The sequence below is a fragment of the Nibricoccus aquaticus genome, from assembly GCF_002310495.1.
Lineage (GTDB): Bacteria > Verrucomicrobiota > Verrucomicrobiia > Opitutales > Opitutaceae > Nibricoccus > Nibricoccus aquaticus.
In genome coordinates this window covers 452,933-464,665 of sequence record NZ_CP023344.1, presented here as the reverse complement: position 1 = coordinate 464,665, position 11,733 = coordinate 452,933, and the positions used below count along the sequence as shown (strand labels likewise).

Annotated in this window: 11 protein-coding genes; 2 read left to right on the top strand and 9 right to left on the bottom strand. The window is 63.1% G+C overall.

Features of this window, described 5'->3' with window-relative positions:
• Positions 1–4 precede the first annotated feature (4 nt).
• The 3 genes from lpdA to CMV30_RS01950 all read right to left on the bottom strand — a co-directional run bounded on the left by lpdA (position 5) and on the right by CMV30_RS01950 (position 5,631).
• Positions 5–1,414: a dihydrolipoyl dehydrogenase gene (gene lpdA / locus CMV30_RS01960; RefSeq protein ID WP_096054461.1), complete on the bottom strand. Its 1,410-nt coding sequence runs from the start codon at positions 1,412–1,414 to the stop codon at positions 5–7.
• 87 nt (positions 1,415–1,501) lie between these two features.
• Positions 1,502–2,740 carry a 2-oxoglutarate dehydrogenase complex dihydrolipoyllysine-residue succinyltransferase gene (gene odhB, locus CMV30_RS01955; protein ID WP_096054460.1) on the bottom strand — a complete coding sequence of 413 codons (1,239 nt, stop codon included), beginning with the start codon at positions 2,738–2,740 and terminating at the stop codon, positions 1,502–1,504.
• 125 nt (positions 2,741–2,865) lie between these two features.
• On the bottom strand, positions 2,866–5,631 hold the full coding sequence (locus CMV30_RS01950; RefSeq protein WP_096054459.1) for a 2-oxoglutarate dehydrogenase E1 component: 2,766 nt from the start codon (positions 5,629–5,631) through the stop codon (positions 2,866–2,868).
• Positions 5,632–5,846: 215 nt separating this feature from the next.
• Here CMV30_RS01950 and CMV30_RS01945 point away from each other — a divergent pair, with 215 nt between their 5' ends.
• On the top strand, positions 5,847–6,098 hold the full coding sequence (locus tag CMV30_RS01945; protein WP_096054458.1) for a hypothetical protein: 252 nt from the start codon (positions 5,847–5,849) through the stop codon (positions 6,096–6,098).
• The gene (locus CMV30_RS01940) at positions 6,095–6,517 is read left to right on the top strand and encodes a translation initiation factor (protein WP_096054457.1); all 423 of its coding nucleotides are present in this window, start codon (positions 6,095–6,097) and stop codon (positions 6,515–6,517) included. Before CMV30_RS01945 ends, CMV30_RS01940 begins: the two co-directional genes overlap by 4 nt.
• 134 nt (positions 6,518–6,651) lie before the next feature.
• Here CMV30_RS01940 and CMV30_RS01935 read toward each other — a convergent pair whose 3' ends face one another.
• The 6 genes from CMV30_RS01935 to CMV30_RS01910 form a co-directional block, all read right to left on the bottom strand.
• Positions 6,652–7,503, bottom strand: coding sequence for an NAD(+)/NADH kinase (locus tag CMV30_RS01935; protein ID WP_096054456.1), 852 nt, complete (start codon positions 7,501–7,503; stop codon positions 6,652–6,654).
• A 118-nt stretch (positions 7,504–7,621) separates the two neighbouring features.
• On the bottom strand, positions 7,622–8,368 hold the full coding sequence (locus CMV30_RS01930; protein ID WP_096054455.1) for a TlyA family RNA methyltransferase: 747 nt from the start codon (positions 8,366–8,368) through the stop codon (positions 7,622–7,624).
• A 127-nt stretch (positions 8,369–8,495) separates the two neighbouring features.
• Positions 8,496–9,305, bottom strand: coding sequence for an Fpg/Nei family DNA glycosylase (locus CMV30_RS01925; protein WP_096054454.1), 810 nt, complete (start codon positions 9,303–9,305; stop codon positions 8,496–8,498).
• Between the two features lie 275 nt (positions 9,306–9,580).
• Positions 9,581–10,111 carry a D-glycero-alpha-D-manno-heptose-1,7-bisphosphate 7-phosphatase gene (locus CMV30_RS01920; protein ID WP_096054453.1) on the bottom strand — a complete coding sequence of 177 codons (531 nt, stop codon included), beginning with the start codon at positions 10,109–10,111 and terminating at the stop codon, positions 9,581–9,583.
• 19 nt (positions 10,112–10,130) lie between these two features.
• The gene (locus tag CMV30_RS01915) at positions 10,131–10,595 is read right to left on the bottom strand and encodes a hypothetical protein (RefSeq protein WP_096054452.1); all 465 of its coding nucleotides are present in this window, start codon (positions 10,593–10,595) and stop codon (positions 10,131–10,133) included.
• Between the two features lie 45 nt (positions 10,596–10,640).
• Positions 10,641–11,621: a bifunctional heptose 7-phosphate kinase/heptose 1-phosphate adenyltransferase gene (locus CMV30_RS01910; RefSeq protein ID WP_096054451.1), complete on the bottom strand. Its 981-nt coding sequence runs from the start codon at positions 11,619–11,621 to the stop codon at positions 10,641–10,643.
• Positions 11,622–11,733: the final 112 nt, after the last annotated feature.

The following is an 11,733-nucleotide window of genomic DNA, read 5'->3' as shown; positions in this document are numbered from 1 at the left end:
GGGATCAGATCGCGTGGAGGGCGCTTTTGCTGACGGCGAGGGCGGCTTCTTTGACGGCTTCGCTCATCGTCGGGTGCGCGTGGACCGTGCGGGCGAGGTCTTCGGCGCTGCCGCCGTATTCCATGTGCGTGACGATTTCGCTAATGAGTTCACCGGCGCCGCGGCCAATGATCTGGGCGCCGAGGATTTTGTCGGTCTTGGCGTCGGCGATGATCTTCACGTAGCCGTCGGTCGCGTCGTTGGCGATGGCGCGGCCGTTGGCGGCGAAGTTGAATTTGCCGATGTTGACCGCGAGGCCCTTGGCTTTGGCGGCGTCTTCGCCGAGGCCGACGCTGGCGACCTCGGGGTCGGTGTAGACGATGGCGGGCATGAGGTCCCAGTTGATGTGGCCGTGTTTGCCGGCGATCCATTCGGCGACGGCGACGCCGTCTTCCTCGGCTTTGTGAGCGAGCATTGGACCGGCAACTACGTCGCCGATGGCCCAGATGCCAGGGACGTTGGTGCGAAGGTGGTCGTCGACTTTGACGCGCTTCTTGTCGTCGAGAACGACGCCCGCTTTATCGAGGGCGAGGTTGTCGGTGAAGGGACGGCGGCCGACGGCGACGAGGACTTTATCGGTTTCGAATTCGAGGACTTTGCCCTCGCGCTCGGCGGTGAGGACTTTGATGGGGCCGTCGGTGCGGAGGCCGGTGACTTTGGCGTTCACCTCGATCTTGAGGCCTTGCTTCTGGAGGAGGCGGGAGAAATTGCGGACGATGTCGTCGTCGTAGGTCGCGGCGATTTTCGGGAGGAATTCAACGACGGTGACGTCGGAGCCGAGCCGGGACCAGACGGAGCCTAGTTCGAGGCCGATGACGCCGCCGCCAACGACGATGAGTTTTTTCGGGACTTTATCGAAGGCGATGGCGTGGTCGCTGGAGACGACGAGTTCGCCGTCGAACTTCATGAACGGCAGCTCGACGGGCGCTGAGCCGGTGGCGATGACGATGTTTTTCGCGGTGAGACGCTGAGGCTCGGCGGGATTGGCGGTGGCGACTTCGACCTCGGTCGGAGAAACGAATTTCGCGGCGCCGGTGACGACGGTGATCTTGCGGGCCTTGGCGAGGGCGGCGACGCCGCCGGTGAGTTTGGTGACGACGCCGTCCTTCTTTTTGAGAAGGGACGCGAGATCGAGTTCGACGGAGGAGAGTTTGATGCCGTGTTCGGCGGCGTGGGATTTGGCGAAGACGAATTGCTCGGAGGAGTGGAGCAGGGCTTTGCTCGGGATGCAGCCGACGTTGAGGCAGGTGCCGCCGAGGGTGGCGCGTTTCTCGATGAGGGCGACCTTGAGGCCGAGCTGGGCGGCGCGGAAGGCGCACACATAACCGCCGGGGCCGGCGCCGATGACGATGAGGTCGAAAGATTGGGAGGACATAAATTAACAGAACCACAGAGGCACGGAGGGCACAGAGGTCGGTTGACCGACGGCTGTGAGCTCCGCGCTTCTGTGGTTCAAAAGGGTTTAGACGCTGAGAAGGAGGCGGGCGGGGTCTTCGATGGCTTGTTTCACTTTCACGAGGAAGGTGACGGCTTCTTTGCCGTCGACGAGGCGGTGGTCGTAACTGAGTGCCAGATACATCATCGGGCGGATGACGACCTGGCCGTTGACGGCGACAGGGCGGTCGTTGATGGCGTGGAGGCCGAGGATGGCGCTTTGCGGGGCGTTGATGATCGGGGTCGAGAGCATCGAGCCGAAAGTGCCGCCGTTGGTGATCGTGAAGACGCCGCCGTCGAGGTCGGCGAGGGTGATTTTGCCGTCGCGGGCTTTCTTAGCGACGTCGGCGATTCCTTTTTCGATGCCAGCCATGTTGAGCTGATCGCAGTTGCGGATGACGGGGACCATGAGGCCCTTCTCGGTCGAGACGGCGACGCCGATGTCGTAGTAATTATTCTGGACGATGGTATCGCCGTCGATCTGGGCGTTGATGCCGGGGATTTCCTGGAGGGCGTTGACGACGGCCTTCGTGAAGAAGGACATGAAGCCGAGCTTGAAGCCGTTCTTTTTGACGAAGTCGTCCTGGTACTTTTTGCGGAGGTCCATGACGGCGGACATGTCGACCTCGTTGAAGGTCGTGAGCATGGCGGCCTGGTGCTGGGCCTGGACGAGACGTTGCGCGATCTTCTGGCGCAGGGGAGTCATCTTCTTGCGCGTCTGGCGGTCGCCGGAGGAGGCGGCTGGAGCGGGCGCGGCTGCGGGTGTCGAGGTCGGGAAAGGAGCGGCGGTGCGCGAAGGGATCGCGAGAGGAGCCGGGCCGGTGGGCGCGGGAGCGGATTTGCCTTCGGCGGCGGCGAGCACGTCGCCTTTGGTGACGCGGCCACCTTTGCCTGAGCCGTCGACCGTGGCGGGGTCGATGCCGGTTTCGGCGGCGACGCGGCGGACGGCGGGAGATTGCTCGGTGGATTTGGCGGCGGACTTCGATTCGGCGGCTGGTGCGGCTGCGGGAGCAGCAGAACCGGCGGAGGCGCTGGAATCGATGGAGGCGACGGCCTGGCCGATTTTCACTTCGGTGCCGACGGCAACTTTGAGGGAGATTTTGCCCGCGGCTTCGGCGGTGCCTTCGGAGGTGATTTTATCGGTCTCCAACTCGAAGAGCGGCTGGTCCTTTTTGACGATGTCGCCGTCTTTGACGTGCCACTTGGAGAGGACGCCGGAGCTGATGGATTCGCCCATGGGCGGGATTTTAACTTCGAGGAGAGCCATGATGGAGAAGGGTGCGGGAGGTATGCTGCGTGAATGATTAAGCGCTAAGACGCAAAGACGCGAAGGCGGACGCAAAGAACATCTTTGGATTTCTAAGCGTCCGTTCGGTTTTGCGATTCAATAAATCAGAGGTTGAACGCGTCCTGGAGGAGGGCGCTGAGTTCGAGTTTATGGACGGCGAGGGCGCCGACGGCGGGAGAGGACGCGGCGTCGCGGCCGGCGTACTTGGGTTTGCGGCCGAAGATCTCTTCGAGTTCGGGGGCGATGTGCGACCAGGCGCCCATGTTTTGGGATTCTTCCTGGGCCCAGATGAGGCGGGCGTCGCGGCCGTATTTGTCGAAGAGCTGGGCGAGCTTGTTTTTGTGCAGCGGGTAAAGCTGTTCGATGCGGATGATCGCGGTGTCCGTGATTTTGTTTTTCTCACGGTAGTCGGCGAGGTCGTAGTAAACCTTGCCGGAGCAGACGATGAGGCGGGCGGCTTTTTTCGGAGCCTGCGGGTCGTCGATGATTTCCTGGAAGGAGCCGGTGGTGAATTCCTCGATACGCGAAACGGCGGCCGGATTGCGGAGGAGGGATTTGGGCGACATCACGATGAGCGGTTTGCGGAAGTCGCGCTTCATCTGGCGACGCAAGGCGTGGAAGATCTGCGCGGGCGTGGTCAGGTTGACGACCTGGATGTTGTTCTCGGCGCAGCTTTGAAGGAAGCGTTCGAGGCGGGCGGAGGAGTGCTCGGGGCCCTGGCCTTCGTAGCCGTGCGGGAGGAGGAGGACCATGCCGCTGTTGCGCTGCCACTTCGATTCACCGGAGACGAGGAACTGGTCGATGATGACCTGGGCGCCGTTGGCGAAGTCGCCGAACTGGGCTTCCCAAATGCAGAGCATCTGTGGGTAATCGAGCGAGTAGCCGTAGTCGAAACCGAGGACGGCGTTTTCGGAGAGGAGGGAGTTATAGACGCAGAAGCGTTCCTGCTTTTCGTCGAGGTTGAGCAGCGGGACGTACTTTTCGCGCGTTTCGAAATCGTAGAGGACGGCGTGGCGGTGGCTGAAGGTGCCGCGTTCGCAATCCTGGCCGCTGAGGCGGACGGGCGTGCCTTCGAGGAGGAGCGAGCCGAATGCGAGGGCTTCGCCGAAGCCCCAGTCGACGGGACCGCCGGCCTTGAAGGCTTCGAGGCGGGTATCGAGGATGCGTTTGATCTTGGGATTGATCTTAAAATCGGGGGGGACGCGTGTGAGCCCCAGCACCGTTTTTTCGAGGATCGCGGGCGTGGTGCCAGTGGCGACGGGCGTGTGGTTGAAGGCGGGCTGGAAGATCGCGGTGGAGCCTTTGAATTTGTCGGCGGGTTCCTTTTTCGCGGAGGCGGCGGCTTCGGCGGCCTTGGCCTTGGCGAAGGAGGCTTCCATGGCGGCGGTGTACTCGGCCTTGATGGCGTCGGAGTCGGCCTGCGTCTGGGAGTTCTCGGCGATAAGTTTCTCAGTGTAGATCGTCGAGATCGCCGGATGGGCGGCGATCTTCTTGTAGAGCGTGGGCTGGGTGAAGGCAGGCTCGTCGGACTCGTTGTGGCCGTGTTTGCGGTAGCAATACATATCGACGACGGCGTCGCGCTGGAACTTGAGGCGGAACTCCAAGGCGAGCAGCGTGACGAGGCAGACGGCCTCGGGGTCGTCGCCGTTTACGTGGAAGACGGGGGCCTCGATCATCTTCGCGATGTCGGTGCAGTAACGCGAGGAGCGGGAATCGCTCGGGAGCGTGGTGAAACCGATCTGATTGTTGATGACGAAGTGGAGCGTGCCGCCGGTGCGGTAGCCGGGTAGCTGGGAGAAGTTAAACGCCTCGGCGATGATTCCCTGGCCGGCGAAGGCGGCGTCGCCGTGGATGAGGAAGGGGAGAACTTTGCGGCGCTCGGTGTCGCCACGGATGCGCTGGCGGGCGCGGGCCTTGCCCTCGACGACGGGATTGACGGCTTCGAGGTGGGACGGGTTGGCGGCGAGGCGGACCTCGACCTTTTTGCCGTCGGAGGTTTCGAGGACAGATTCGTAACCGAGGTGGTACTTTACGTCGCCGTCGCCGCCGACGGTGTGCGGGATGTAGTTTTCGGAGAACTGTTCGAAGAGGACATCGAAGGGCTTGCGGAGGATGTTCGTGAGGACGCTGAGGCGGCCGCGGTGGGCCATACCCATGACGATCTCCTCGACGCCGAGCTCGGGACTGGCTTCGAGGATCGCGTCGATGGCAGCGATGAAGGTCTCGCCACCTTCGAGGGAGAAGCGTTTCTGGCCGACGAATTTGGTGTGGAGAAATTTCTCGAAGAGCTCGGCTTTGTGGAGGCGGCGGAGGATGCGGCGCTTCTGTTTGGTGGTGAATTTTGGCTGGAGGCGGGAGGGCTCCATCTTTTCCTGAAGCCAGCGGCGGATCTCGGTATCCTGAATGTGGATGTACTCGACGCCGATGCGGCCGCAGTAGGTTTTTTGAAGGTTCTCGATAATCTCGCTGAGGCGCATCTGGCCGCCGTTGAGGTAGTGGCCGACGTCGAAGGATTCGTTGAGATCGGCTTCGGTGAGACCGAATTCTGAAAGAGCGAGGCGGGGCGACGGTGCCGGGGGCGGGCTGAGCGGGTCGAGGTGCGCCTGGAGATGGCCGAGGGCGCGGTAGTGGTAGATGAGGCTGTGGACCTGGGACTGCTTGATGCTGTCGATGATGTTGACGCGTTCGCCGCTTGCGGTGCTGGCGCCGACGGCTGCGGTGATGGAGCCGCCGCTGTTGTTGCCGAGGGCAAAGCCTTGAAAGAAGGCTCGCCAGGTGGGATCGACGGATTCTGGATTATCCAGCCACGAACGATAAGCGGCCTCGATGAGGTCGGCGTTGGCCCGAGTTGGAAGCGTCAGTGAATTCATGTGTAGAAAATTAAAAGGAAAGCTATGTGTGGCGTGGAGCGCGTGTCGGACGGCCAGCTCCATTACGCTACATTATAGTGGAGGTGGGGTGGGTAGGAGTAACCTGAGGGGGTGTTTTCTCAAGTTGAAACCGGACATGAATGCGGGGCATTCATGGGGTGATTTTAAGGTGTAAGCATTTGAAGCAAAGTAACTAGTTACGGCACGTATTCGTTATGGAGACACAGATCAAAGAATCCCTAATCGCCCTCCTTGCTGGCATAAAGGCCTCTGATGGGGCGGTGATTGCGCGGGAGATGGCGCGGCTCGACGACTTTGTGATGGCGGGGCGGGAGACGCTGCATCCGCAGTTGGTTCATTTCCTGGAGCGGCGCAGTTACGCGAAGGCCGAGATGTTTTTGGGCGGGGCAAGTGACATCCCGGCTGGCATTTGCGGCGGACGGGCGGCTAAGAAAGCGGGCTCATGAGCACGGACAAAAAGAGCGGCAAAGTGGATATGAGCGGCGGGCAGTCGCTGGGGCAGAATCCGTTTGGGGCGCTGGGCGGTTTGGCGCTGCCGAGCGGGCCGGTGTGGGCTGGGTCGGCGGACGGGAAAGCGCAGGTCGGCGGGGATAAAGGGGCGGCGCAGGTGCCGGAGAAGAACCGGGGTCGGGTGGATGTTTTGCGCGAGAAGAACGGGCGCGGCGGCAAGACGGTGACGGTGGCGGCGGGGTTTACCGGGATCGGGCTGCCGGAAAAGGAGGCGCTCGCGAAGAAAATGCAGAAGGCGTGCGGCGTGGGCGGGACCGTGAAGGACGGGCGGATCGAGATCCAAGGAGATAAGCGCGAGGAGGTGGCGCGGATTTTGACGGAGGCGGGGTTTCGGGCGGTGTTTGCGGGTGGGTGAGGCGGCGGCGGGAAAGCCGCGAATGACCAGTGACCAATCAGCAATGATCAGTGAGAGCTGGAAGCGGGCGGACGGCTCTCAGCGTTACGAGCTGCTTCGATGTCGCTCAGCGCGCTCGGAGTGCGCGCTCCACCTTATTTTTGCGCGTCGCTGGCGGCGCCGCCGGACCATTTGAGTTTGGAGCGGACGACGGAGAAGTGTTCGTAGTCGCGGCGCTGGATGAGCGGGAGGCGGATGGACGAAAGGGAGATTTCGATGGGGTTGTCGCCGCAGGTGACGAGGGTGCGTTGTCCATCGACGCCGACGAGGAGCGGGAAGTTTTCGGCGCGGTTGTACACGCGGAGTTTCACGTCGTGATGGAAGATGATGGAGCGGTTGCTCAGAGTGTGGGGGCAGATCGGGGTCATGGCGATGACCTCGGCGTTGGGATGAATGAGCGGGCCGCCGGCGGAGAGGTTGTAGGCGGTCGAGCCGGTGGGCGTGGCGAAGATGAGGCCGTCGCTGAAGTAGTCGGTGACGAGTTCGTCGTCGGCGTAGACTTCGAGGCGGACGAGGTGGGAGTTACGCTCGTCTTTGATGAGGACGTCGTTGAGGGCTAGGTCATGCTGGCCGGGGCCGGTGGAGCATTCGAGGAGCGAGCGCCAGGCGAGGCAGTAGTCGCCGCCGAGGAGTGCGGAGAATTGGGTGCGGGCTTCGTCGGCTGAGTACGTAGTTAAAAAGCCGAGACTGCCGCGGTTGACGCCGATGATGGGGACTTGGTGGCGGGCGGATTCGCGGACGACGCCGAGAAGCGTGCCGTCGCCGCCGATGACGCAGCAGGCGTCGGCGCCTTTGAGCCAGTCGGTGGGAATGGGAAATTGAGACGTGGTCCGCGTGGTGACGCCGTGTTCGCGGGCGATGGCGGTCAACGTTTCGGCGATTTGCGGGGCGCCGTTTTTCTGGTCGTTGACGACGAGGGCGAGGGAGCGGATGGGCTTGGGCGTCATGCGGCGGCGAGATGGGAGGAGGCCGGAGAGTGGAACCGCTAATGGGCGCTAATGCACGCTAATGTAGGGCACGGAGCGCGGACGGCACGGAGGTTATCCCTCCATGCAAAATTAGGCGTCAGGCTTTGCGGAGGCCGAGGAGGAATTCGCGGTTGCCGTCGGTGCCGGTGATGGGGGAATCCATCGAGCCGATGAGCGTGGCGGCGGGGAGTTTTTGAAGGGCGAAGGTGGAAATGTCGGCGAGCACGGTTTCTTGGATCGCGCGGTCGCGGACGACGCCGCGGCCTTTGGCGACTGCAGTGCGGCCGGCCTCGAACTGGGGTTTGACGAGGGCGATGAGTACGCCGCCGACGCGCACGAATGGCCAGACGGCGGGGAGGACGGATTTGAGGGAGATGAAGGAGAGGTCCATCACCACGGCGTCGAAGTCGGAGCGTGGGAGGTCGGCGGGCTGGAGGCTGCGGGCGTTTAGTTTTTCGAAGTTGGTGACGCGGGGATCGGCGAGGAGTTTGGCGTGTAGTTGGGCGCGGCCGACATCGACGCAGGTGGCGGAAGCGGCTCCGGCTTGGAGGGCGCAGTCGGTGAAGCCGCCGGTGGAGGCGCCGACGTCGAGGATGTGCGCGCCGTTGAGATCGATGGGGAATTTTTCGAGGAAGCCGGCGAGTTTTTCGCCGCCGCGGCTGACGAAGCGGGGCGGTTGTTCGACGGTGAGGTCGAGATCGATGGGGAAGTCTTTGCCTGGTTTATCGAGGCGTTCGGTGCCGTGGAGAACGCGGCCGGACATGATCAGCGCCTTGGCTTGCGAGCGGGTGGCGGCGAGGCCGCGGGCGACGAGGAGTTCGTCGAGGCGTTGTTTGGCGGACATGAGGGGGAGAGGTGAATCGCAAAGACGCGAAGAGGCAAAGGTCGGATGCGGAGGAGGGGAGTTAATCTGGAACTCAGGAAGGAATCGGAGCGGGGAGGGCGACACGGAAGTTGTCGCTCCAGGGAAGTCAGAGTTTTTGGCGGGCGGGGGACCAGCAGGTGGTGCGGCCGCCGATGTCTTCACGTTTTAGGAGGACGCCGGTTTTGGGGCAGCGGCCGCCATCGGTCCAGCGGTGGGGGAAGAGCCAGGATTTCGGTGGGTCGGGGATATTGGGGGCGGTGGTGGTACCGATGATTTCGAGGGCGCGTTTGGCGACGTGGCGGGTTTCGTGGTGGAGGGCGGTGATCTCAGATTCGGAGAGAGAGCCGGCGGTGCGGCGTGGGTGGATTTCGGCGCGCCAGAGGATTTCGTCGGCCATCCAGTTCCCGACGCCGGGGAAGCGTTCCTGCATGAGGAGGACGGCTTTGATCGGGGTGCGGGCGCGGCGTCGCAGGAATTCGGAGACGGCGGTGATAGAGAAGGCTCGGGAGGAAATGGCGGGAGCGATCGTGGTCCACCAAGCGGGGGCGTCGGGGCCGAGGTGGAACTGGATGCGGCCGAACATGCGGGGGTCGCTGAAGACGAGGGTGGTTTCGCGTAGGGCGAGGACGAGGTGGTCGTGTTTGCGCGGGACGAAAGCGGCGGGTTGGGCGGTGAGTTCGCCGGTCATGCCGAGGTGGACGCCGAGCCAGGCGTCGCCGGTGAAGCGGAAGAGCATTTGTTTCGCGGCGGCTTCGGAGCTGAGGAGTGTTTCGCCGGGGAGCGTGGACTCTATGAGCGCGGGGGAGCAGGTTTTGAAGACGCCGGCGCGGGGGTGGAGGAAGACGCGTTCGATGCGGTGGCGGAGCGCGACGTCCCAGCGGCGGCGGTAGAATTCGACTTCGGCGAGTTCAGGCATGGGGCGACGGAGAATTTTTTAACAGCGAATGGACGCTAATGGCGGAGGACGGAGGATAAGCCGATGAAGATGAGGAGGGCAGATTTTTTAACCACTGATGAGCACTGAAGGACACTGATGGCAGAGGGAATGAACGGATTTAATCTGGAACTCGGGAGCGCTGGAAGAGGACGACGGAAATGATGCTGGGGCTGAGTGTGGATGCTGGGTGGGCAGTGGCATTCCGGCGGCGTTAAGGCTAACGCGCCCTACCTCGGAGTCTGATGCGCGGCGCCCTACCTTAAGGTGGCGGCGAAGGACGTGAAGTCGTCGTGGAGGGCGAGATTCGGAAAGTTGAATCTGGCCCAGGCGTCGCGGGTGAGTTTGCCGTTGGCGAGGGCGGCTACCTGGGTGCCGGCGGCGAGGCCGGCTTCGATGTCGGTCTCGCGGTCGCCGACCATGATGCACTGCTTGGGATCGAGCGTGTGGTGCGCGATCATTTCGTTGATGAAGCGCGGGGAGGGCTTGCGGTAGATCATCGGCTGATCGGGCGTTTCCGTGGCCATGCAGACGCCGTCGAAGAGCGGGGTGGGGAGGGCGATCAGTTTCTCCATGCGGTCATTCACGCGGAGGGCGTCTTCGAGGGTGTAGTAGCCGCGGCCGACGCCGGACTGGTTGGAGAAGAGGAAGAGGCGGTAGCCGAGGGCTCGGGCGCGTCGCAGGCCTTCGACTACGCCGGGGAGGAGTTCGACGCCGTCGGGGTCGGCGAGGTAATGTTTATCGACGATGAGCGTGCCGTCGCGATCGAGGAAGAGGGCTTTGCTCATGGAGCGCGACGCGAGGCGATCAGGGCTGGGCGGGTTGTTTGTTGAAGCGGATTTCGACGAGGTGCTTTTGCTTCAGGTTATAGATGAATTGGAAGTTCTGCGGGGCTTTGGAGATCTCCACGGCGTGGGCGTCGCTGGTGGAGGCGGCGAGGAATTCATCGCGGGGGACGGTGGATGGGATCGCGGCGAGACCCATGATGAATTTGTTGTCGAGGGGGCCGGCGGCGGTGAAGCGGGCGATGTACTCGGAAAAGGGATGCGGGGGGAGGGTCTGGCCGAGGCCGAAGACACGCTGGTCGGGGTTGGCGAGGAGGACGGCGATGTCTTTTTCGATGGCGGCGATTTCCTCAGCGGTGGGCGTCCAGCTGGGGTTGCGGCCGACGGCGGTCGCGGGGGTGACGAGTTTCCCGGCGCTCTGTGTTACTTGCGGCGTGATGCAGCCGGCAAGGAGGGCGAGGGCGAGAAGGGGGAGGACGAGTTTCATAAAGTGAAGGTGCAGCGTGCAGGAAAATGAGCGAAAGGCGGAAGATTATTTTTTGATGTAGGCGAGGAGCTCGTCGGGGGTGACGGTAGCGGTGCCGAGTTTGCCGACGACGACGCCGGAAGCGGCGTTGGAGAAGTTGGCGGCGGTCTCGATCTTCGCGCCTGCGGTGAGGGCGACGACGAGGGATGCGAGGGCGGTGTCGCCGGCGCCGGAAACATCGAAGACTTCGCGGGCGGCGGTGGGGATGACTTTGCCGATTTTGCCGTCGGTCGAGAGCAACATGCCGTCTTCGCTCATGGTGATGACGAGGTGGTGCGTGCGGTAGAGCTCGTGGAGGCGGGCGCAGACTTTTTCGGCCGGGAACGGGTTGTGTGGGTCAGGCTCGATGCCGGCGAGCTGGAGGGCTTCTTTGCGGTTCGGCGTGATGAGATCGAGGTCGGCGAAGGCGAGGGCGCGTTTGGGTTTGGGGTCGAGGGCGATGAATTTGCCGGCGGCGCGGGCGAGGCGGGTGACGGTGGCGACGAGGTCGTCGGTGAGGAGGCCTTTGGCGTAGTCGGAGAGGATGATGGCGTCGTGCGAGGCGATGGCTTTGGCGAAGAGTTTTTCGACGGCGACGGGATCGATGCGGTAGGCGGCGGGGGCGGACTCGCGATCGAGGCGGCAAAGTTGCTGGTGTTGGACGAGGACGCGGGTTTTGCGGATGGTGGTTCCGGTTCCGGGTGTGGAGATGGTGGCGATTTTTTTGTCGGCCAGAATTTTGGAGAGGTGCGTGCCGGCTTCGTCGTCGGCGAAGCGGCCGGCGACGGTGCAGCGGGCGCCGAGGGCGGCGATGTTGAGGGCGACGTTGGCTGCGCCGCCGGCGGTGTAGGTGTCGCGCGCGATGTCCACGACAGGTACGGGGGCTTCGGGGGAGATGCGGGTGGCGTCGCCCCAGATATAGTGGTCGAGCATGATGTCGCCGATGACGAGGACGCGGACGTCGGCGATTTTTTTGAGGAGGGCGCGGGCGGCGGGGACGGAGATCATGCGGGGAAAATCAGAAGGTCGAATCACGAAGGCCGAAGATTGAAGCGTGAAGAGTGAAAGGGGGGCGAGGAAGACGTAGAGGAGTGAATGTGGAACTCGGGAAGGCTGGAAG